The 20,772-nt window shown below is 67.8% G+C and carries 21 protein-coding genes and 2 tRNA genes; 16 read left to right on the forward strand and 7 right to left on the reverse strand.

Features of this window, described 5'->3' with window-relative positions; genetic code table 11:
- The first annotated feature begins 18 nt into the window (after positions 1–18).
- The 6 genes from QM714_RS01005 (at position 19) to QM714_RS01030 (ending at position 7,344) form a co-directional block, all read left to right on the forward strand.
- Positions 19–147, forward strand: coding sequence for a hypothetical protein (locus tag QM714_RS01005; protein WP_415096743.1), 129 nt, complete (start codon positions 19–21; stop codon positions 145–147).
- 22 nt (positions 148–169) lie between these two features.
- Entirely contained in the window at positions 170–1,225 is a 1,056-nt protein-coding gene (locus QM714_RS01010) for a 3-isopropylmalate dehydrogenase (RefSeq protein ID WP_415096745.1), read from the forward strand.
- Between the two features lie 70 nt (positions 1,226–1,295).
- Positions 1,296–2,372, forward strand: a complete 1,077-nt coding sequence (locus tag QM714_RS01015; protein WP_415096747.1) for a branched-chain amino acid aminotransferase — start codon at positions 1,296–1,298, stop codon at positions 2,370–2,372.
- Positions 2,373–2,441: 69 nt separating this feature from the next.
- Positions 2,442–4,094: a serine/threonine-protein kinase gene (locus QM714_RS01020; RefSeq protein ID WP_415096749.1), complete on the forward strand. Its 1,653-nt coding sequence runs from the start codon at positions 2,442–2,444 to the stop codon at positions 4,092–4,094.
- Between the two features lie 240 nt (positions 4,095–4,334).
- On the forward strand, positions 4,335–5,915 hold the full coding sequence (cimA, locus tag QM714_RS01025; protein ID WP_415096751.1) for a citramalate synthase: 1,581 nt from the start codon (positions 4,335–4,337) through the stop codon (positions 5,913–5,915).
- 19 nt (positions 5,916–5,934) lie between these two features.
- A complete protein-coding gene (locus QM714_RS01030; RefSeq protein WP_415096753.1) occupies positions 5,935–7,344 on the forward strand; it encodes an amidase in 1,410 nt (469 codons plus the stop codon).
- A 270-nt stretch (positions 7,345–7,614) separates the two neighbouring features.
- Here QM714_RS01030 and QM714_RS01035 read toward each other — a convergent pair whose 3' ends face one another.
- Positions 7,615–8,607, reverse strand: a complete 993-nt coding sequence (locus QM714_RS01035) for a hypothetical protein (RefSeq protein ID WP_415096755.1) — start codon at positions 8,605–8,607, stop codon at positions 7,615–7,617.
- 858 nt (positions 8,608–9,465) lie between these two features.
- Here QM714_RS01035 and QM714_RS01040 point away from each other — a divergent pair.
- The 3 genes from QM714_RS01040 (at position 9,466) to QM714_RS01050 (ending at position 11,922) form a co-directional block, all read left to right on the forward strand.
- Positions 9,466–9,693, forward strand: a complete 228-nt coding sequence (locus tag QM714_RS01040; RefSeq protein WP_415096757.1) for a hypothetical protein — start codon at positions 9,466–9,468, stop codon at positions 9,691–9,693.
- 295 nt (positions 9,694–9,988) lie between these two features.
- Positions 9,989–11,653, forward strand: a complete 1,665-nt coding sequence (locus tag QM714_RS01045; protein ID WP_415096759.1) for an IS1634 family transposase — start codon at positions 9,989–9,991, stop codon at positions 11,651–11,653.
- Positions 11,654–11,658: 5 nt separating this feature from the next.
- On the forward strand, positions 11,659–11,922 hold the full coding sequence (locus tag QM714_RS01050) for a hypothetical protein (protein ID WP_415096761.1): 264 nt from the start codon (positions 11,659–11,661) through the stop codon (positions 11,920–11,922).
- Positions 11,923–11,955: 33 nt separating this feature from the next.
- Here QM714_RS01050 and QM714_RS01055 read toward each other — a convergent pair whose 3' ends face one another.
- From QM714_RS01055 to QM714_RS01065, 3 genes are read right to left on the reverse strand one after another with little or no spacing between them, the layout of a single operon-like run.
- Positions 11,956–12,249: a DUF2087 domain-containing protein gene (locus QM714_RS01055; RefSeq protein WP_415096763.1), complete on the reverse strand. Its 294-nt coding sequence runs from the start codon at positions 12,247–12,249 to the stop codon at positions 11,956–11,958.
- Complete coding sequence (locus QM714_RS01060) at positions 12,246–12,518, reverse strand: acylphosphatase (RefSeq protein WP_415096765.1); 273 nt, start codon at positions 12,516–12,518, stop codon at positions 12,246–12,248. Before QM714_RS01060 ends, QM714_RS01055 begins: the two co-directional genes overlap by 4 nt.
- A complete protein-coding gene (locus QM714_RS01065) occupies positions 12,515–13,408 on the reverse strand; it encodes a 3-methyladenine DNA glycosylase (RefSeq protein ID WP_415100927.1) in 894 nt (297 codons plus the stop codon). The genes QM714_RS01060 and QM714_RS01065 overlap by 4 nt, the downstream gene beginning before the upstream one ends.
- 60 nt (positions 13,409–13,468) lie before the next feature.
- Here QM714_RS01065 and QM714_RS01070 point away from each other — a divergent pair, with 60 nt between their 5' ends.
- The 4 genes from QM714_RS01070 (at position 13,469) to QM714_RS01085 (ending at position 17,049) form a co-directional block, all read left to right on the forward strand.
- Complete coding sequence (locus QM714_RS01070) at positions 13,469–14,290, forward strand: fumarylacetoacetate hydrolase family protein (RefSeq protein ID WP_415096767.1); 822 nt, start codon at positions 13,469–13,471, stop codon at positions 14,288–14,290.
- Complete coding sequence (gene gltX, locus QM714_RS01075) at positions 14,283–15,755, forward strand: glutamate--tRNA ligase (protein WP_415096769.1); 1,473 nt, start codon at positions 14,283–14,285, stop codon at positions 15,753–15,755. The genes QM714_RS01070 and gltX overlap by 8 nt, the downstream gene beginning before the upstream one ends.
- Complete coding sequence (locus QM714_RS01080) at positions 15,755–16,939, forward strand: lysostaphin resistance A-like protein (protein ID WP_415096771.1); 1,185 nt, start codon at positions 15,755–15,757, stop codon at positions 16,937–16,939. The genes gltX and QM714_RS01080 overlap by 1 nt, the downstream gene beginning before the upstream one ends.
- 35 nt (positions 16,940–16,974) lie before the next feature.
- Positions 16,975–17,049, forward strand: a tRNA-Gln gene (locus tag QM714_RS01085).
- A gap of 26 nt (positions 17,050–17,075) precedes the next feature.
- Here QM714_RS01085 and QM714_RS01090 read toward each other — a convergent pair.
- Entirely contained in the window at positions 17,076–17,726 is a 651-nt protein-coding gene (locus QM714_RS01090; RefSeq protein ID WP_415096773.1) for a dihydrofolate reductase family protein, read from the reverse strand.
- A 170-nt stretch (positions 17,727–17,896) separates the two neighbouring features.
- Between QM714_RS01090 and QM714_RS01095 the strand changes: the two genes are divergently transcribed.
- Positions 17,897–17,972, forward strand: a tRNA-Glu gene (locus tag QM714_RS01095).
- Between the two features lie 316 nt (positions 17,973–18,288).
- Here QM714_RS01095 and QM714_RS01100 read toward each other — a convergent pair.
- Entirely contained in the window at positions 18,289–18,966 is a 678-nt protein-coding gene (locus tag QM714_RS01100; RefSeq protein WP_415096775.1) for a DUF3800 domain-containing protein, read from the reverse strand.
- Between the two features lie 143 nt (positions 18,967–19,109).
- Positions 19,110–19,334, reverse strand: coding sequence for a hypothetical protein (locus tag QM714_RS01105; protein ID WP_415096777.1), 225 nt, complete (start codon positions 19,332–19,334; stop codon positions 19,110–19,112).
- Here QM714_RS01105 and QM714_RS01110 point away from each other — a divergent pair.
- Together QM714_RS01110 and QM714_RS01115 are read left to right on the forward strand one after the other, a co-directional pair.
- The gene (locus QM714_RS01110; RefSeq protein WP_415096779.1) at positions 19,333–19,485 is read left to right on the forward strand and encodes a hypothetical protein; all 153 of its coding nucleotides are present in this window, start codon (positions 19,333–19,335) and stop codon (positions 19,483–19,485) included. The two genes, QM714_RS01105 and QM714_RS01110, sit on opposite strands and share 2 nt — an antisense overlap.
- A gap of 381 nt (positions 19,486–19,866) precedes the next feature.
- Positions 19,867–20,712, forward strand: a complete 846-nt coding sequence (locus QM714_RS01115; RefSeq protein ID WP_415096781.1) for a hypothetical protein — start codon at positions 19,867–19,869, stop codon at positions 20,710–20,712.
- Positions 20,713–20,772: the final 60 nt, after the last annotated feature.

The following is a 20,772-nucleotide window of genomic DNA, read 5'->3' on the forward strand; positions in this document are numbered from 1 at the left end:
TTTGTGAAAGCCGAACCGATGTTCTACGACATGTACCCCGAGTGGGGACCAGCCAGCCACGACCCGCAGAACCCGATGAGCGCCGAGGCCGTCCAGGCCGCGCTTGACCTGCGAGACAACGGCGGCCAGCGCCCCGACGACAACTAGACGACTAGTAGCGTTGCCACCCATGCCCCCCACCACAGACGCCATCCGCCTCGCTGTCATCCCCGGCGACGGGATCGGCCAAGAGGTGACCGCCGAAGCATTGAAGGTGCTCGAGGCGGTCGCACCCGTCAAGATCGAGCCGACCCGCTACGACCTGGGTGCCGAGCGCTACCTCGCGACCGGCGAAGTGCTCCCCGACTCGGTGCTGGAGGAGATCGGTGGGCACGACGCGATCCTGCTCGGCGCTGTGGGCGGCAAGCCCGGCGACCCGAACCTCCCGCCCGGGATCTTGGAGCGGGGCCTGCTGCTGCGGCTGCGCTTCGAGCTGGACCACTACGTCAACCTGCGTCCGTCGCGGATCTTCCCCGGCGTCGCGTCGCCGCTCGCCGATCCCGGCGAGATCGACTTCGTGGTGGTCCGCGAGGGCACCGAGGGCCCCTACACCGGCAACGGCGGCGTGCTGCGCGCCGGCACGCCGGCGGAGGTGGCAACCGAGGTCTCGGTCAACACGGCGTACGGCGTGGAGCGGGTCGTTCGAGACTCCTTCGCTCGGGCGATGCGGCGCCGCAAGAAGCTGACCCTGGTCCACAAGACCAACGTCCTGGTCCACGCCGGCGGAGTGTGGTCGCGCCTGGTCGGCGAGGTCGCCCGCGAGTTCCCCGAGGTGAGCGTGGACTACCTGCACGTCGACGCGGCCACCATCTTCTTGGTGACCGACCCGGCGCGCTTCGACGTGATCGTCACCGACAACCTGTTCGGCGACATCATCACCGACCTCGCCGCGGCCGTGACCGGCGGCATCGGGCTGGCTGCCTCGGGCAACATCAACCCCGACCGCACCACGCCCTCGATGTTCGAGCCCGTGCACGGTTCGGCGCCCGACATCGCCGGGCAACAGAAGGCCGACCCCACCGCCGCGATCCTCTCCGTCGGTCTGCTGCTCGACCACCTCGGGCATGCCGACGCCGCGACGACCGTCGAGTCGGCGGTCCTCGCCGACCTGACCGAGCGTGCTCCCGGCACGCAGCGGAGCACCGCCGAGATCGGCGACGCCGTCGCCGCCCGGGTATCCGCCTGATCCTCGGCTCCTCCACCCTCCACCCTCGGCCCTCGACCTCCGCCCGGAAAGGTGGGCTACCGTGCCTGGTATGCAGATCACGACGACCCTGTCGACGAACGCCGTCGACGACGACCGACTGGCCGAGATCTTGGCCAACCCCGGCTTCGGCGTGCACTTCACCGACCACATGTTCGTGGTCGAGTGGACCCCCGAAGGCGGCTGGCAGAACGCCCGCATCACGCCGTACGGTCCCTTCTCGCTGGACCCGGCCACCGCTGTCCTGCACTACGCCCAAGAGATCTTCGAGGGGATGAAGGCCTACCGTCACGACGACGGCTCGATCTGGACGTTCCGACCGGAGGCCAACGGAGAGCGGTTGGGACGCTCGTCGGCGCGGCTGGCTCTCCCGGTCCTGGAGACCGAGGACTTCATCGAGGCCATCGACGAGTTGATCCGGGTCGACCAGCGCTGGGTCCCCGACAACGCGGGGGAGAAGAGCCTCTACGTCCGCCCGTTTGTGTTCGCCTCCGAGGCTTTCCTCGGGGTGCGGCCCGCGCGGCATGTGACGTTCTCGGTGATCCTCAGCCCCGCTGGGGCCTATTTCGCCAAGGGTGTGCGTCCGGTGGATCTGTGGCTCTCCACGGAGTACACCCGTGCCGGGCGAGGAGGCATGGGGGCAGCCAAGACTGGCGGCAACTACGCCGCCAGCCTGGTCGCACAGCAGGAGGCGATGGCCCACGGCTGCGACCAGGTCGTCTTCTTGGACGCCCAGGAGGGGCGCTACGTCGAGGAGCTCGGCGGCATGAACATGTACTTCGTGTATGCCGACGGCCGCATCGTCACCCCCGAGACCGGCACCATCCTCGAAGGCATCACCCGCCGCTCGATCATCGAGCTGGCCGGCAAGCTCGGCCACCAGGTGACCGAGCGTCGGATCTCGATCGACGAGTGGCGCGACGGCGTGACCAGCGGCGCCATCAGCGAAGTGTTCGCGTGCGGCACCGCAGCGGTGGTCACCCCCGTCGGGTCGCTGCGATGGGAGGGCGGCCAGACCCCCGAAGTGGAGTCGGCCGGGGAGGTGACAATGCGGCTGCGGCAGGCGCTGGTGGACATCCAGTACGGCCGTGCCGAGGACACCCACGCATGGATGCACCGAGTCTGCTGACGCTCCGCTGACCACGACGAGCATCTCGAGGAGACCGGAGTCGGGAGTGCCGACAGGTACTCTCGTGGCGTGACGACGACTCCGCGGCCGCCGGTGGCCCCGCCTGGCCTGACGGTCGGCGGCTACACCTTGCTCACGCGGATCGGCGAGGGCGGGATGGGCGTGGTGCACCTCGCCCAGCAGCCCGGTGGCCCCCGCGTCGCGCTCAAGGTGCTGCGGCCGCACATCGTCGGCGACGACGAGGCCCGGGCCCGGCTGGCCCGTGAGGTCGGCTCGTTGAGTCGGATCCAGTCGGCGCGGATCGCCGAGATCGTGGACGCCGATCCGTGGGGTCCGGTGCCGTTCGTGGCCACCCGCTACGTCCCCGGGCTCTCGCTGCACGACCATGTCATCGAGGAGGGCCCGATCGAGGGCGCCGACCTGACCTGGTTCGCCGTCTGTCTGGCCGAGGCCGTGGCTGCGGTGCACGCCTGCGACGTGCTGCACCGCGATGTCAAACCCTCCAACGTGCTGATGGAGGGCCGCTCACCGGTCCTCATCGACTTCGGCCTCGCCCGGGTCGCCGACGACCCGCGGCTCACGCACACCGGCTGGCTGCTCGGCACGCCGGGCTACCTGGCACCGGAGATCCTCTACGGGCAGGACGCCACGACGGCCTCCGACGTGCATTCCTGGGCGGCCACGGTCGCCTACGCCGGAACCGGCCATCCGCCGTTTGGTCGTGGGCCGTCGATGGCGATCATGGATCGGGTCCGCCGCGGCGAGCACGACCTCAGCGGTCTCCCGGACCCGTTGCGCCGCGTGGTCGCTGCCGCGCTCGATCCGGATCCGGATCGCCGGCCGGACCTGTCGCAGATCCTGGCGCACCTGCGGACCCTGCAGTCGCCGGCACCCGCCACCGCGCCGCGTCCGGCGCCGCCGGAGGATCCGTTCACCATGCCGCTCGCGGTCGCCGCGCTCGGCGCCGCCCGCGAGGCGACCGTGCCGGAGGCGGCACCGGCGGAGATCGCTCGGCCGCTCCCGCCGACTCGGGTGGAGACGGCCTACCCGCCGCCGGTGCAGCCGTTGCCAGTCCAACCCTCTCCGGCGCCCTATCCGGCGCCTCCGGTGGCGGACTACCCCTTGCCCGTCTGGCTCGAGCCACCACCGGCACCACTGGGTGAGCGACTCCGGCGCGCTGCGTTCACGGCCGCGGTGGGGCTGTTGGTGGCCGCCGTGGTGGCGGCGTACCCCGTCTGGGGCACCGTCGGTGTGCTGTTCCTCGCCTGGCTGCTGCGCAGCGGCTCGCTGGCGGGATCGGCTGCGTCAACTCGCCGCCAGCTGCGGGGGAGCAGGTGGTACGACTCTCCGCAGGTGATGCTGGCCACGCCGTGGCATCTGGTGCAGTCGATCCCCGGCACGATCATGCTGGCCCTGTGGGCGGGCGGGCTCTCCCTGGCCGGCGGGCTGTTGGGTTATGCGTTCTTCGGCACCGGGGAGCGGCGAGCGGCGATCGGCATCCTGGCTACCGCCGGGTTGCTGCTGGCTGTGGCGCTCTGGTGTGGTCCTGGGGCTTCTCGGGTGCGCGGGCCCTTGCAACGGATCACGCACCCGCTCGCCGCTCGGCCGGTGGCGTGGTTTATCGCCCTCTTGGTGGTGCTGGCTGCCGCTAGCGGCGTGGCCGAGTTGGCCCTCGAGCGCGGTCCGAACACCGCGCCGGTGCACAACGTCACCCTGCCCTGAGTGGCGCCCAAGAGATCAGCCGGGCTGCCCGCGATGCGAGACCCGGTGTCCGCCGACGAGGTGGAGCGTGCCACCATGGACGGCATGCAGAACTGCACCGTCATCATTTGCTAGCGCGTCGATTACTCATCGACGCGCCAACCTCTCGTTCCCACGGGAGGTTTTTTGTTGCTCCGAGACCGTCTACCAACTGCCAGATCACCAGACCACCACATCACAGATCAACAGATAGAGAGACCGATGGACCTGCAGGGCTCCTTCCACGTCTACGACACCACGCTGCGCGACGGCGCCCAGCAGGAGGGGCTCAACCTCTCCGTGGCCGACAAGCTGACCATTGCGCGGCAGCTGGACGGACTCGGGGTGGGGTTCATCGAGGGTGGTTGGCCGGGGGCCAACCCGAAGGACACCGAGTTCTTCCGCCGGGCGGCGGCCGAGCTCGACCTGGGCAACGCACGGCTGGTCGCCTTCGGCGCGACCCGCCGCGCCGGCGTCGCGGCGGCGGACGACCCGCTAGTGGCCGCGCTGCGTGACTCCGGCGCCCCCACGGTCACCCTGGTCGCCAAGTCCCACGACCGCCATGTCGAGCTCGCGCTGCGCACCACGCTGGAGGAGAACCTGGCGATGGTGCGCGACACCGTCGCCCACCTGCGCGCGGAGGGGCAGCAGGTCTTCCTCGACGCCGAGCACTTCTTCGACGGCTACCGCGCCAATCGGGCGTACGCACTCGAGGTGCTCCGCACCGCAGCCGAGGCCGGCGCGGAGGTGATCGCGTTGTGCGACACCAATGGCGGCATGCTGCCCGATCGCGTAGGCGACGTGGTCGGCGAGGTCATCGACGCCACTAGCGCCCGGGTCGGCATCCACTGCCACAACGACACCGGCTGCGCGGTCGCCAACACCCTGGCTGCCGTCAGTGCGGGCGCCTCGCACGTGCAGGGCACCATCAACGGGTACGGCGAGCGCACCGGCAACGCGGACCTGGTCGCGGTGGTAGCCAACCTCGAACTCAAGCTCGAGCGCTCCGTGCTGCCGCAAGGAATGCTGCGCGAGGCCACCCGGATCGCGCATGCCGTCGCCGAGGTGACCAACGTCCCGCCGGCGTCGCGGCAGCCCTACGTCGGCACCTCGGCGTTCGCGCACAAGGCAGGCCTGCACGCCTCGGCGATCAAGGTGGACCCCAACCTCTACCAGCACCTCGACCCGGTCGAGGTCGGCAACGACATGAGGCTGCTGGTCTCCGACATGGCCGGTCGCGCCTCGATCGAGCTGAAGGGCCGCGAGCTCGGCTTCGACCTCTCCGGTGACAAGGCGCTGGTGGAGCGGGTGACGGCCCGGGTCAAGGAGATGGAGGCCAAGGGCTTCACCTTCGAGGCAGCCGACGCCTCCTTCGAGCTGCTCTTGGTGGAGGAGGTCGAAGGCCACCGGCCGACCTACTTCGAGACCGAGTCCTGGCGGGTGATCACCGAGACCCGCCCCGGCGACGAAGCGATCTCGGAGGCGACCGTCAAGCTGGTCGCCGGCGGCGTGCGCTATGTGGTCACCGGCGAGGGCAACGGCCCCGTGAACGCGCTCGACTCGGCGCTGCGGCAGGCCATCACCCAGGCCTACCCGGAGGTCGCGAAGTTCGAGCTGATCGACTACAAGGTGCGCATCCTCGACCAGGGGCACGGCACCGACGCGGTCACCCGGGTGCTGATCGAGACCACCGACGGGGAGTCGAGTTGGGACACCGTCGGTATCGGCGCCAACGTGGTCGAGGCCTCCTGGGGTGCCCTGGTCGACGGGCTCACCTTCGGGCTGCGCAAGCACCATCGCTGACCCGGGTAGCGTCAGCGGGGTGAGCGAGCTCCATGACCTGACCGCACTCGAGCTCGGCGACCTGGTGCACCGCCGTACCGTCTCGCCAGCGGAGCTGGTCCGACACTTCGCCGAGCGCGTCGACGACGTCGGCGCCTTCGTGACCCGCACCACCGACCTTGCGCTGGAGCGGGCGGAGGCACTGGCAGCGAGCATGACGGAGAGCGACCACCCGTCGCCGCTGTTCGGCGTGCCGACCGCGATCAAGGACCTCAACCTGACGGCGGGCGTGCCGACGCAGTTCGGATCGCCGACGTTCGTCGGCTACGTGCCGCCGTTCTCCGACCAGGTGGTGCTGTCGCTGGAGCAGGCCGGCCTGATCAGTCTGGGCAAGACGGCCACCCCCGAGTTCGGCTCACCGTGCTACACCGAGCCCGAGGGCCGTCCCGCTGCGGTCACCCCGTGGGACCGCACTCGAATGGCGGGTGGCTCCTCCGGCGGCGCGGCTGCCGCGGTGGCGGCCGGCCTGGTCCCGATCGCGCAGGGCTCGGACGGTGGCGGCTCCATTCGGATCCCGGCCTCGTGCTGCGGGCTCTTCGGGCTCAAGCCGTCTCGCGGGCGGGTCTCGGGAGCGCCGATGTACGGCGACCCGGTGGGGCTGTCGACCGCCGGTCCGATCGCGCACACCGTCCGCGACGCCGCGGCGATGCTGGACATCCTGGCCGGACGCCAGGTGGGCGACCCGTTCTGGGCGCCCCCGGAGGCAGAGCCCTTCCTGGCCGCCTGTGACCGCGACCCCGGCCGCCTCCGGATCGCCCGCTTCGTCGAGCCGGTCATCGCCGACGCTCCCGTGCACCCCGAGGTTGTCGCCGTCTGGGAGGACGCCTCCCGGTTGCTGGAGTCGCTCGGTCACGAGGTCGTCGACATTCCGGTGCCGCTGCCCGAGGCTGCGGTCCCGGTCTTCGAGACCTGCTGGGCGGTGCTCACCGGGCTGACCGTGCTGCCACCTGGGGCGAGCGAGGAGCAGCTCCGGCCGCTGACCCGGTGGCTGACCGAGCGCGGCCGCGCCGTGTCCGGTCCGCAGTTCGGGCTCGCGTTGGGCGAGATCCGCCGAGTGGCCGCCGCCGCGCTGGCCGCGTTGGCGCCGTACGACGCCGTGCTGACCCCGACTCTCGCCCAGCCTCCGTTGCCCGTGGGTGCGCTCCGCAACGATGCCGATCCGATGGCGGACTTCGAGGCGCAGAAGGCCTTCACTCCGTGGACCTCCGCCTGGAACGTCACCGGCATGCCGGCGGTGTCACTGCCACTGCACTGGACCCCCGAGGGTCTCCCGGTCGGGATCATGCTCGCCGCTCGTCCGGCCGAGGAGGCGCTCCTGCTCTCCCTCTCGGCGCAGGTCGAGGCCGCCCATCCGTGGGCAGACCGACGTCCTCCGGGTTGGGCTGGCTAGACCCAATGCCGTCAACTTAAGGCTGGCGCGATGGGGTCAAGCTCTGTTGTCGGCGTGTTGGGCTGTGGGTGCAACGGAGTCCGGGTAAGAGAGACAACGACCAAGAAGCTTCTCCTTCCCCAGACTCCGCGGTCCCGCCCACCGCACCACGACCAGAATCGACATCCACACCGGCGCGCCGCCGTGACAACCACCACAGCTTAAGTTGACGGCATTGCCACTAGACCTACACACGCCTCCTATCCTCACGACCGTGGAGCAGCATCTGCCTCACGGGGCGGCAACCTCATCCAGTGCTGGCGGGTACTCCGTCTCAGGGTTGACCCAGCCTTCCAGAGTACTGGAGAGGAATGGGCGGTCCTCGGTCCAGCCCAGGGCGCGGGCATCACTCTTGACGCGTTGCCAGTGCGCCACCAACTCGGCGATCTCGTCTTCGTGGTCGGCGGCGAACTCATCAATCACCCTTGGGAGCTGCCGCATGGCATCGGAGTAAACGGGCTCGGCGCAGGTCCACTCCACCTCGAGCAGCTGCTCTTCCACGTCCAACCACTTCTGCCAGTTTGGGGAGGGCTCCTCGTCTCCGAGCGGGACCTCCTCAACAGGCGGCATCGCGGCGTCGATTGCGTCGAGGAGTTCTTCGGTGTCTTCCGGTTCGGCAAAGGCTTCAGGGAGGTCGCCGTCGAGCACGCAGGTCTCGTAGCCCTCGCGGTCACCTGCTACGGATGCCACCGCTTCGGTGATGCGGGCATCCCAGTCAGCCATGAGCCTCTGCTGCACCGGGGGCAGGCTGGTCTTGAGGACGCCTTCGTCGCCGATCGGTCGGGACGAACGTAGGCAGGAGTCAACGACATCGTCGGGCACCCGCTTGTCGTGCATCTGCCGGTCTTCCACTCGGGCACTGAACGCGTCCATGACGGCCATCCAGGTGTAGCGGCGGCTGAGCGGATCCCGTAGCCATCGACTTGCGTTCAACCCGTCCATGAAAGTGGTGCCTGAGATCCCGCGCTCCCAGGTGACGTCGTAGCCTGCTCGATTCAGGCACTCCGAGAGCGGGCCGTTGGTGTCGTGGACGATCAGCACCTCCGCCGCGGTCTGTCCCGACCGTCCGCCCGTCCAGGAGTCGTAGAAGGCGTAAGTCTCCTTCCGAATCGCCTGAGCCTCGCTGTCGACTGCGTTCGATGGCGAGGGTGGTCCTTGCCTAGTCGCCGTCTGCGTCCCGCAGGAACCGACGAGGACTACCGCACCGAGCGCGAGCGCGGTCACGGAGCGTCGGCATGCACGGGGGCCCTTCATGAGCAAGCACCCCCAGCTGGACCCCGGGGACAGCTGAACGGAAGCGAGAGGTTCTGTGAGTAGTTGGCGTCACCGTTGTTGTAGCGGGTTCGAACGCGCGCCCACCATGATGTCCGCGTCTTAGGAGCGTGCCCGAGTGGGTGAGCAGTATCCCCGTTGTTGTATACGTTGTCGTCGCCTGACACCTTGAACGCCCAACTGGGCGAGGGCGAAGAGAGAACCCATAGCGGCGAATCATCGCTGATGGTGTAAGCAACAGCCTCGCGGATTCGCTCGACATCGCGCCCTTCGAAGCCAGCGGGCTCAACCCAGTGGCCGCTGGTACTGGAGTCCCCATTGGTCTGAATGTGCCCCCCGGGCTTGCAGACACGAGTCACTCGAGCGTCGTAGTGGCCAGAGCCCTCGGTTCCCCAGTCCAACTTGACCTCTTGGCAGACAGTATCGGGCATCGCATCTCCGGGATTCACCTCATGCGGACACGATGTTCGCTAATGTCCCAGTACATGTACTGGGATGACGAACCAGGTCCATGATGCGTGGTAGACGAGCCGTCCTGACCGGCTGCAGACGCATCTGGCGAAAGCCCGGCCGTGAACGTTGTCGCCAAGATGAGACCTAGGGTTCCCACCCGAACCCATAGCCTCGGCACAACTGCAACCTCCCCGAGTTGAGTCCATACGGTCTCGAATTTCTAGCGTACGGCACACCAGAATGGCGCGCAATCGGTCGACGAGACTCACGAAAACTGCCCGCGAAACGCGTTCCGTGCCTCACGTAGGAATGCCCGCGAAACGGTGAGCGTGATCGGGCATGGACGAGGGGTTGTCGATGCAGTCACGTGCCGAGATCACGACGAGGTACGCGAAGGCGTACAAGCAGGCCACGAAGATTGAGGGCCAGATTCTCGACGAGGTGGTCGCGGTCACGGGCTGGTCGCGTGACAACGCCCGGCGCCAGCTGACAGCGGCTGCGAAACGGCCACCGGATGCGGGGCGCCAGGTCGCTGCGAAGCCGAGGAAGCAGCGGGCGGACAGTTCTCCTACGACGCCCGGCTGATCCTTGCGACGGCGACACCGTCGCGCACTGCGGGCCGTCCCTGAAGTTCGCCCGCACGGTGAACCTCACCTGTGTCACACCGGCTGGGCGTTCACCCACACCGTGCGCAACAACGCCAACACCCATATCCTGGCGGTGCTCAAGGCCGACCAGATCATCACAGCCGCCGGGATCGTCGCCACCCTGACTTGGGTCACGCGCTTGGGTTGTGTCGGGTCGTAGGCCTGTGACCTGTGGTGATGCGGTGGGTTTGGTGGGTTTCCACGCACTAACGGGGTCGGTTTAGGGTCACTGGATGGCGTTCATCCGACGGGTCCGAACGGCGTCGGGCGCGACGGCGGTGCAGGTCGCGGAGTACGCCGGCCAGGGCCGTCAGCGGATCGTGAAGCACCTCGGCTCGGCCCATACCGAAGCCGAGCTCGGGCTGTTGCTGGAGCAGGCCCGCGAACTGCTGGCCGATCCGTCACAAGGACTGCTGCCGCTCGAGGTCGAGCCAACGCCGGCGGTGGCTGGGCTGGTGCCCGAGGTCGGCGAGCCGCTCCTGTTCGACGTTGCCGGGCGTGACTCGGGTATCGAGGAGGACCGTGTTGCTCGGGGTGCTGGCAGGGACCGGCCCGGCCGGGTGGTGGCGACGGGGTCACGGCTGCTGTACGAGGCTCTCACGGCGGTCTACGACGAGCTGGGATTCGACGTGCTGGGCGACGAGACGTTCCGGAGCCTGGTGGTGGCGCGGATCGTGGAGCCGACCTCGCTGCTTGACAGTGCCCGGGTGCTGGCCGACCTGGGTGTTGCTGCGTCGTCGTATTCGACGATGAAACGCACCCTGCGACGGGTCAAGACCGCCAAGTACCGCGACCAGATCGCCGCCAGGTGCTTTGCCCATGCCCTCTCGGCCGGGGACGTCTCACTGTGCCTGTACGACGTGACGACGCTCTACTTCGAGGCCGAGAACGAGGACGCGTTTCGCAAAGTAGGCTACTCCAAGGAGCGTCGCATCGACCCACAAATCGTGGTCGGCCTATTGGTCGACCGGCAGGGATTCCCCCTGGAGATCGGCTGTTTCGAGGGCGACACGGCAGAGACGACCACGATCGTCCCGATCATCGAACAGTTCGCTGACCGGCATGGCATCGCTGACATGGTCATCGTCGCCGATGCCGGGATGCTCTCGGCGAAGAACCTCACCGCTCTGGACGGGGCTAACTTGAGGTTCATCGTCGGCTCCCGCACCACGAAGGCACCCATCGACCTGGCCTCCCACTTCCGCTGGCATGGGGACGCGTTCACCGACGGGCAGATCATCGACACCACCACACCCAAGAACGCCCGGGTCATCGACAACGACGAACTGGAAAGGGTCGAACCGATCTGGGACCGGCAGCAGCATCCGGGATCGTGGCGGGTGGTGTGGGCCTACTCGGCCAAACGCGCGGCGCGTGACAACAAGACGCTCACCATTCAGGAGAACCGGGCCAAGGACGTCATCGCCGGTGAGAAGAAGGCGAAGGCCACCCGGTTCGTCAAAACCAGCAAGGGCAAACCCACCCTGGACGAGGCATCACTGGCACGGGCTCGCCGGCTGGTCGGGTTGAAGGGCTACGTCACCAACCTCGACGCCACGACGATGCCCGCCGCCGAGGTCATCGCGAAGTACCACGACCTGTGGCACGTCGAGCAGTCCTTCCGCATGTCCAAAACCGACCTGCGCGCCAGGCCGATCTTCCACCACACCCGCGACGCGATCGAGGCCCACCTCACCGTCGTGTTTACCGCACTGGCCGTCGCCCGCGAGGCCCAGAACCGCACCGGGCTGGCGATCGGCAACATCGTCCGACAGCTACGCCCGCTGCGCAGCGCGACCATCGCGATCAACGGTGCCCGGCAGACCTTCAGGCCCGAAGTCACCTCAGGGCACCAAGAGATCCTCGACGCACTGAACTCGCCCGGCGTCACGCACTAACGCGTTTGGCCCAACTCAGGCTCAAGGCCGACCAGATCATCACAGCCGCCGGGATCGTCGCCACCGCTGCCGAGAACATGGTCGACATCGTCGGCGTCATCGGCCAAGTCCTGGCCGACCTGCTACCCCAACGCCGAGCCCGTAACGCCCCCCGCGTGGTCAAACGAGCGATCTCGAACTACACCCCACATACCGCCAGCGGCAGACTCCGCGGTCCCGCCCACCGCACCACGACCAGAATCGACATCCACACCGGCGCGCCGCCGTGACAACCACCACAGCTTAAGTTGACGGCATTGTGGTTAGACCGAGTAGGTGCCACCCGAGCGCCAGTAGACCCCACCCTCGCGAGTGAGGAACCCTTCGTCGACCAGGTAGCGCCGCAGCGCGGCGTGGTCGGGGTGGAAGCGGACCAGGATGGTGGTGACCTCCTGTTCGGGGTAGGTGCGCCCCGGCTCGAAGGACTGGGCCACGTGGTCGAGCACGGCCAGTCGCTTGGTGTGCTTGCGGGGGATCGTGTGCAGGCTGCCGTCCTCACGGAGGAAGTTCGCCACCACCCGCTCGGCCGGATCGGGAATGTTAGCCGTCGTCGTCACCACCCGACGTCGAAGTTCGTGAGCCCCTCGACCGGGGCCTCGGTGACGTCGACCTTGGTGACCGAGGCGTGCTTCGGCCCCTCGCGGCACCAGGTGATCAGCGCCTCCACGGCGTCCTCGCTGCCCTCGGCATGGAGCCGCACCGTGCCGTCGTACTCATTGCGCACCCAGCCGGCGACCTCGAGGCTGCGGGCGACCTGCATGCAGGTGCCGCGGAAGAACACGCCCTGGACCAGGCCGTGCACGACGATGTCTCGCGCGATCGTCATGCCTCCAGCCTGACACCTTCTCGTAGTCGTTCGCACGCCTCGACGAGCCGATGGCGCAGTGGCGCGGCCCGCTCCGCGAGCTCGCGCTGCGCCGCAGCATAAGAGTGTCGGCCCTCCGCGGTCTCGATCTTCACCGGGGCCCACTCCTCGCCGGAGGGGTCGAGGATCAGCCCGGTGAGGTCGTACGGCGCCGCGCGCATGTCGAGGATGCGCACCTCCCAGGCCAGCTCGAAGCAGTCGGCCACCAGATCGGAGTCGATCAGGGGAGTGAGTCGGAAGGCGTGCTTGTAAAGGTCCATGGTGGCGTGCAGGCAGCTGGGCTGCTCGAAGGCTGCCCGGTCGTCGCGTCCCGGCTGGAGGGTGTTCAGCGGACGCGCGGGCTCGGTGAAGAAGCGGAAGGCATCGAAGTGTGAACAGTTGATCCGCTGGGCCTCGACGACCTCGTCGGTTCCGGTGCCGCCGAGTCGCAGCGGCCAGGCCGCATGGCGAGTCTGGTCCTCGCCGAGGCGATAGACCATCGCCCACTCGTGCCAGCCGAAGCAGCCGAAGTTGCCCGCGCGGTTCTGGGTGGCTCGCAGCAGCCTGGCGATGCTCTCGATCAGCTTCTGCTGCGAGGCGAGATGCTCCTGGGTCACGCTCACGCCGCGGGCGGGCGACTCGGCGTACCCCTTCTCACCGAGGTACGACGACGCGCGTGGGCCAGTGAGCCCGACGGCGTAGCCGGGATGCCACCGCGTCAGCTGCGCCGGCCGCTGGGAGTAGTAGGTGAAGAGGAAGTCGTGGACAGGATGGGCCACGCCTGCCCGGCGGCGCGTCAGATGCGGCTCCACATAGGGCGCGAGCCGCTGCCGGTGCGCCTCGGCCCGGCGGACCCAGTCCTGCTCCGCCATCGTCACCGGGCTCTCCACCACGCGATCGTAGGCAGCCCGGCGGCCGATAGGCTCATCCGCGTGCGCATCGCGAGATTCACGACGGGGGAGGACCCACGCTACGGCGTGGTGACTGGGGAGCTGGACCGCTTCGGCCAGCCGAGCGAGGACGCGCAGCTCGTCGTCCTCTCCGGCGACCCGCTCTACAACGGCATCCAGCCGACCGATGAGCACCTCTCGCTGGAGAGCGTCCGCCTGCTCGCGCCGGTGATCCCGCGCAGCAAGGTGGTGGCCATCGGCAAGAACTACGCCGCCCACGCCGCGGAGATGGGTGGCGAGGTGCCCACCGAGCCGCTGATGTTCCTCAAGCCGAACACCTCGGTGATCGGCCCCGACGACGAGATCGTCTACCCGCGCCAGACCCAGGAGCTGCACTACGAGGGCGAGCTCGCGCTGGTGATCGGCCGGATCTGCAAGGACGTGCCGCCCGAGCAGGCGACCGACGTGATCTTCGGCTACACCATCGCCAACGACGTGACCGCGCGCGACCTGCAGCGGGCGGACGTGCAGTTCACCCGGGCCAAGGGGTTCGACACGTTCTGTCCGTTGGGCCCGTGGATCGAGACGGACCTGGATCCCCACGACTTCGGCCCCGAGGCGGGCGGGCGACAGGTCCAGACTCACCTCAACGGCGACCTCGTCCAGGACGGCAACACCGGCGATCTGGTCTTCGACGTGCCCACCCTGGTCGCGCAGATCACCAGCGTGATGACGCTGCTGCCTGGCGACGTGATCTTGACCGGGACCCCGGATGGCGTCGGCCCGATGGCGGTCGGTGACGAGGTGGAGGTCTCGATCCAGGGGATCGGCGCGCTGACGAATAGAGTCGCCTCCCGTGACTGACTCTGCCCTCGACCGGGACCCCTCCGTCCGGGTCCGGTTCTGCCCCAGCCCGACCGGTGCTCCGCACGTCGGCATGGCCCGCACCGCCCTGTTCAACTACGCCTTCGCCCGCCACCACGGCGGCACCTTCGTCTTCCGGATCGAGGACACCGACGCCGCCCGCGACTCCCAGGAGTCCTACGACACCGTGCTCCGGGTGATGCGCTGGTGCGGCTTCGACTGGGACGAGGGGGTCGAGAAGGGCGGCCCGCACGCGCCGTACCGCCAGAGCGAGCGACGCCCGATCTACGACGACGTCCTCACCCGACTGCGGGGGACCGACTTCGTCTACGACTGCTTCTGCACCAACGAGGAGGTCGAGGCACGACGCAAGGCGAGTGGCTCCAAGGTCGCGGGGTACGACGGCTTCTGCCGCACCCTCTCCGCCGAGCAGCGGACAGCCTTCGAGCACGAGGGACGGCGCCCGATCGTGCGCTTCCGGATGCCGGACGGCGAGATCACCTGGACCGACCTGGTGCGTGGTGAGATCACCTTCCAGTCCGAGTTCGTGCCCGACTTCGCGCTGTGTCGCGCCAACGGCGACCCGCTCTACACACTGGTCAACCCGGTCGACGACGCGCTGATGGAGATCACCCACGTCCTGCGTGGGGAGGATCTGCTGTCGTCCACGCCCCGACAGATCGCGCTCTACGGCGCGCTGGTCGAGCTCGGCGTCGCGAAGGCCACCCCGCAGTTCGGCCACCTGCCCTATGTGATGGGGCAGGGCAACAAGAAGCTCTCCAAGCGCGACCCCGAGGCGAGCTTCCTGGGCTACATCGACGGTGGCTTCCTGCCGGAGGGCCTGCTGAACTACCTCGCCCTGCTCGGCTGGGCGATCGCGCCGGACAACGACGTCTTCACCATGGCGGAGATGTATGCCGCCTTCGACGTCGCCGATGTAAACCCCAATCCGGCCCGCTTCGATCTCAAGAAGGCGGAGGCGATCAACGCCGCCCACATGCGGCTGATCGGGCTCGAGGAGATGACCGAGCGGGTGATCCCCTTCCTGCAGGCCGACGGGCTGGTGTCCACGCCGATCTCGACCGGGCAGCGCGCCACCCTGGACGCCGCGATGCCGCTGGTGCACGAACGGATGAACAAGCTGACCGAAGCCTCGGCCATGCTCGGCTTCCTCCTCGTCGACGAGGATGACTTCGAGCGGGTCGACACCGTCGACGAGGCTGGCCGGGAGGTCGTGCAGGCGGCGTACGACGCCCTGGCCGGCCTGGCTTCGTGGACCACGGACGCCATCGAGGAGGCGCTGCGGGCCGCGCTGATCGATGGGCTGGAGCTCAAGCCGCGGTTGGCCTTCGGGCCGGTGCGGGTGGCGGTGACCGGTCGCCGGATCTCGCCGCCCCTCTTCGAGTCGTTGGAGCTGCTCGGCCGCGATCGGTCGCTGGCGCGCCTGCAGGGTGCGCTGGGCTGATGTCCGGCTCGTGGGTCCCGCCCGGCGGACAGCCTGGCCAGCCGGCGCCGTCCGGTCAGCCGATGCCGCCCGGACCGCCGGGGTATCCGCCGCCGGGTCAGCAGCCACCCGGCTATCCGGCGTACCCCTCAGCGCCGGCGTACGGCCAGTACGCCCCCTATCCACCGGAGCCTCCGACTGGAGAACCGCTTGAGCCGCTGGAGTATCACCTGCTGCACCGTGCCGGCAGGAAGGGTTGGTGGTGGCCGCTGATCGGCATCATGGCCGGGCTCGTCTTGTTCGTGCTCGTGGTGCCGGTGCTGATCCTGCTGGTGTTCATGGTGGGGTTCGCGCTCGCCGGCCTGGATCCGGTGACCGAGGGACAGGCGCTGTCCGACGTGGCTCACCCCACGCCCGCGCTGTTGGCCTACGTCAATCTCACCCTGGCTGCGGCCATCCCGATCTCGTGGTTCCTGACCAGGGTGTTCCACGCACTCAAGCCGAGGTGGCTGGCGTCGGTGCTGCCGCGGATCCGGTGGGGCTACTTCGCCGTCTGCCTGGGGATCTCCGTTCTCGCGCTGGCCGCCACCGTCGCCGTAGGAGCGGTGCTTCCCGGCAGCGGCTCGATGGGCGACACATCGGCGCATCTCAACCACTTCACCTCCACCACGCGCGACTACCTGCTCGTGATCGCATTGCTGACGCCGTTCCAGGCAGCGGGGGAGGAGTACCTCTTCCGTGGCTATCTGACCCAGGCGGTCGGTGGGCTGTTCGCGCGCAGTGCACCGATCGTGTCCCGCAGCATCGCGGTGGTGATCCCGGCTCTGCTGTTCGGACTCGCCCACGGGCTCGGCCAGAGTCTGCCGGTCTTCTTCGACAGGTTTGCCTTCGGGCTGGTGGCCGGTCTGCTGGTCATCCTCACCGGTGGACTCGAAGCCGGCATCGCCATGCATGTGCTCAACAACTTCGTGGCCTTCGGGCTCGCGCTCGCCTTCGGCGACATGGCCTCCGCGCTCAATCCGCCGCCGGGGTCGTGGTGGGACATCATCCCCACCCTGACCCAGTCTCTGGTCTATCTGGCCCTGGCCACCTGGGCCGCTCGCGCGTTGGGGCTGACGACCCGGGCCGAGCCGGCCGTTTTGGCCGCCTCTCGCGGGCTTGTGTATCGTTTCCCCTCGGCCCAGCCCCCGTCGTACCCGGTCTGAAACCAGGCATCGTGCACGAGGTCCGGGACACCCCCTGGGGTATGGTGTAATTGGCAGCACGACTGGTTCTGGTCCAGTTAGTCTAGGTTCGAGTCCTAGTACCCCAGCCATTCGTTTCGGCGCATTCTTCGCAGCGCTATGCAGGGACTTTCCGCGTGAAGCTCAGGTGGGTCACGCCACTGGGTGTGGAGACCGCCTCGACGTCGTACGTCTCCTCGAGCGCCTCCAAACCGTCCCAGACGCGGACACCGCGACCGAGCACGATCGGCACCTGGACCAGATGCATGCGGTCGACGAGGCCGGCGCTCAGGAATTCGCGTACGACGCTCGCACCGCCGCCGACCCGCACGTCCTGACCGTCGGCGGCCTCGCGGGCGATCTCGAGCGCCTCGGCGGGGCTGGTGTCGAGGAAGTGGAACGTCGTGCCGCCCTCCATTACGAGCGGCGGGCGTGGTCGGTGGGTGAGCACGAAGGTCGGCGTGTGGAAGGGCGGATTCGGCCCCCACCAGCCTTGCCAGGCCGGGTCGTCCTGCCAGCCGGGTGGTCCGAACTTGTTGGCACCCATGATCTCGGCGCCGAAACCCTGGCCGTGACGCACCGCGAAGGCGTGGTCGGCGCCCTCCGAGCCTCCGGGCTTGCCAACCGTCTCGTTCCAGAACCGGGTGGCGAACATCCACTGGTGTAGTCGCTCGCCGGCATGGCCGAACGGCGTCTCGAGGGTCTGTGGTTCACCGGTGGTGAACCCATCGAGGGAGATGGCGAGGTTGTGGATCCGGGTGAGTGACATGTGCTTGCTCCTCGATGCTCGGCGGTCCGGCCTTGTCCGGTGCTAGAAGGATGGACCGGTCCGACCGATGACCTCATCGATGGCCGCCCCGACGCCCATCCTGCCCGGGGCCGGGATTTGGCCCCAGGGTCGGCGCTTCGGTAGAGTCTCGCGCTGTTGCTCGTGAGCTAGCCCCCGTTGTGTAGCGGCCTAGCACGCCGCCCTCTCAAGGCGGTAGCGCCGGTTCGAATCCGGTCGGGGGTACCAGACACCGAAGACCCCTCTGACCTGCAGAGACAAACTTCCGGGGGCACTCAGTTTCGCCGGCTGGGAGAGTCTTCGGAGGGGCTGGGGCCGCGTGGGGGCCGCAAGAAGATCAACGTCTACTCTCGACCGCAGGGTTCTCGCGGCGTTTGCGGGCTGCCTTCCGGGCGGCGTCCATCGCCGGGCTGACGCGGGCCGAGCATCGGGCGAGCGACCTGAGCCGAGACGAGGGAGTGGGCGAATGATGGGCTGCCCGGTTGGAAGATCGGCTCGGTGGCACCACTTGGTATCCATGCCCCGATGACCTCTCACGGCGAGGTCAGGAACTGAAGCGCTTCTCGATGATCTTGCGTAGGTAGTCCTTCTGCAGTGTCTGCTTGGTCCGGAAGAAGTACAGGTCCGACCGAGATAGTGCGTTGTCCTCGGCCTTGGCTCGGAGCAGTTCCAGTGTGCAGAACAGGTCTGCTGCCTGGAAGAGCCGGTAGTCCATCGGCTTGACGTTGCGGAAGTCGACATCGAAGAAGAAGGCGTTGAACACCGCGTTCAATGTTCGTGTCACCTCGGTCTGGCCGTTGTCGTAGTAGGCGATCACCTTGTCGAAGGACAGGAAGTGCTCGGCGTTGTCGCGGAGGAACAGCGCCAACTGCCGAGCCAGAGCGCCTTCGAGCTTCAGGGCGTCAGCGAACTCCTTCTTCTTGAAGACGAAGTGCTGGTAGGTGACATTGACTCGGCGTGCGAAGCCGTGGAAGCGAGTGAAGATCGCCTTACGCGTGGCGATGTCCATGCCGCGGTAACCCTCTTCGCCACGGATGGCGGCTCCGGAGTGAACGACGTGGCCGCCAGCAAAGCCTAGGTCTGTCAACGCTGCGTCGAGGACGGCGACGTCCTCGGCGATGCTGTGCCGCTGCTCGTGGAGCACCAAGGAGAGGACGTAGTAGCCCGTGTGGGCTGAATCGAAGTGGCCGGACTCGTCAATGAAGATGCTGAGTTCGGCCACGATCCCCCTCAGAAAAGGGAATGGCGGGGGACTTCCCCCGCCACCATGTGGGTCTAGACATCTCAGCCAACCCAGTGACTCAAGGGTACCACGCGCATGGTGCCACATGACGGTGCCGAGACGAGGCCAGCGCCGGCCGCGGGTTACTGGTTCTCGCGGCGTTTGCGGGCTGCTTCGCGGGCGACGTCCAGGGCGGTGGCGACCTCGTCGAGGCGGTCTTGGAATAGGTGGCCGTAGACGTCGAGTGTCATGCCGGCGGAGGCGTGGCCGAGCATTTGCTGAACGACCTTGACGTCAGCGCCGGCGGGGATGGCAGCTCTCACCACCGTTGCGGTCAAGGCCAGCGAACGATCCGACAGTGCCAACATGCTCCACGCCGTCGTGACCGGATATCAGCACGCCTTCACCGCGACCGCAATCCTGGTGCTGATCGCGGCAGTGGTTGCCATGATCTTCACTCCGTCCGCCCAGCACGCAGTGCCGCCCGACGAGAGAACTGATGCGTATCTTGATTCCTAACTGGTCCTCCGAATTGCGTCCGGCCATTCGCTCGGCTTGGACCCCTCGACGACCCCAACTACCTAGACTTGCCGAGCAACCGAGTCAGGAACCGCAATAGCCACTCGCGTATCGACGCCGTCGATGCGATAAACGTCGAGAGTGCGGGGCGAAGGCAGTGCGATAGGGAGATGCAGCATGGTGAGATGGGGAGTCATCGCCATGCTTGCGGGCTGTCTTGCCTCCTCTCTGGCCGGCTGTAGTGACGAGGCCGCGTCGTCTCGGGCAGACCGTTCTCGTCAGTCCGACAGCGCTTGGGACGAGGTGGGGATCGCCTATGCGCTGCCTACTGAGCTCGATGACTCTTCGTTCTGGCTCGGCTTTGGGGGGCACCAGGTCGAGGTGAGGTCTCAGCTTGATGACCACGGATACCGGATCACCAGGCAGCTGGGCACGACCTCCACCGAGAGCGCGGGCGTGTTCCTGCTCGGCCCGATCGATGGCAAACACGAGCTTTGGTTGCTGACCGAAGATGGTGACTGGTTCCGAGTGGCCAACGACGTCGATGGCCTGCCAGTGGCCGATCCGACCAGTCCCTGGCTGTTCTGGATGACCGCGGACCACCAGATCACCGCTTACGACACCGACTCGCGCAAGACGGTGACAACCCAGCCCGTGTCGCCGGGACCGGCGGACTTCTTGTGGTTCAGCAACGGTGACACGGCCTACTACACCGCCAAGACAGGCACGATGCAGTGGACCGTCGGCGGAGAGCCGACCCCGCAGCCGATCACCCGCCCGGGCGACCACGTGGACACCGCGCGAGACGGGTTCGTCGGGCTGATGAACGAGGAAGGCGGCTACCGGGTGATGTCGGGGCAGACCCAGATCTTCGCGCTGGGTCGAATTCACAACGGGTGGGGGCGGATCAGCCCGGACGCTAGGTGGATCACCTTCGACGATCGCGACGACTTCGCGGTGCTGACGCTCCCAGAGATGAAGCCCGTCGAGCTGCCACTGCCCCAAGGCTGGTTCGTGGCCAGCGTGGAATGGACCCCAGACTCGCGACTCGTGGTCTCGGGCGCCAACGACGAAGCGTCCGATCCAGGGGTGCGCAGCTTCGTCTGCGAGCCGGCGAGTGCGACCTGCGAGGAGTACCCGAAACGAGCGCTGCCCTACTCGATGACCAACAGCGCCCGCGGCCAGTTCATTCTCGCCGAGCCGAAGAACTTCGACGAATCCATGTGACCGCAGTTGAGCGTGGGCCATTCGTTCAGGCTGGGTGTTTGGACCGTCTCCCCCATCGTC

It is taken from the genome of Nocardioides sp., assembly GCF_047602075.1.
Classification (GTDB): Bacteria; Actinomycetota; Actinomycetes; order Propionibacteriales; family Nocardioidaceae; genus Nocardioides.

Coding starts and splice junctions, on each gene's coding strand:
- QM714_RS01005 (WP_415096743.1), top strand. CDS start 19: ATGTTCTACGACATGTACCCCGAGTGGGGACCAGCCAGCCACGACCCG.
- QM714_RS01010 (WP_415096745.1), top strand. CDS start 170: ATGCCCCCCACCACAGACGCCATCCGCCTCGCTGTCATCCCCGGCGAC.
- QM714_RS01015 (WP_415096747.1), top strand. CDS start 1,296: ATGCAGATCACGACGACCCTGTCGACGAACGCCGTCGACGACGACCGA.
- cimA (WP_415096751.1), top strand. CDS start 4,335: ATGGACCTGCAGGGCTCCTTCCACGTCTACGACACCACGCTGCGCGAC.
- QM714_RS01040 (WP_415096757.1), top strand. CDS start 9,466: ATGCAGTCACGTGCCGAGATCACGACGAGGTACGCGAAGGCGTACAAG.
- QM714_RS01045 (WP_415096759.1), top strand. CDS start 9,989: ATGGCGTTCATCCGACGGGTCCGAACGGCGTCGGGCGCGACGGCGGTG.
- QM714_RS01060 (WP_415096765.1), bottom strand. CDS start 12,518: ATGACGATCGCGCGAGACATCGTCGTGCACGGCCTGGTCCAGGGCGTG.
- QM714_RS01065 (WP_415100927.1), bottom strand. CDS start 13,408: ATGGCGGAGCAGGACTGGGTCCGCCGGGCCGAGGCGCACCGGCAGCGG.
- QM714_RS01080 (WP_415096771.1), top strand. CDS start 15,755: ATGTCCGGCTCGTGGGTCCCGCCCGGCGGACAGCCTGGCCAGCCGGCG.
- QM714_RS01090 (WP_415096773.1), bottom strand. CDS start 17,726: ATGTCACTCACCCGGATCCACAACCTCGCCATCTCCCTCGATGGGTTC.
- QM714_RS01110 (WP_415096779.1), top strand. CDS start 19,333: ATGCTCCACGCCGTCGTGACCGGATATCAGCACGCCTTCACCGCGACC.
- QM714_RS01105 (WP_415096777.1), bottom strand. CDS start 19,334: ATGTTGGCACTGTCGGATCGTTCGCTGGCCTTGACCGCAACGGTGGTG.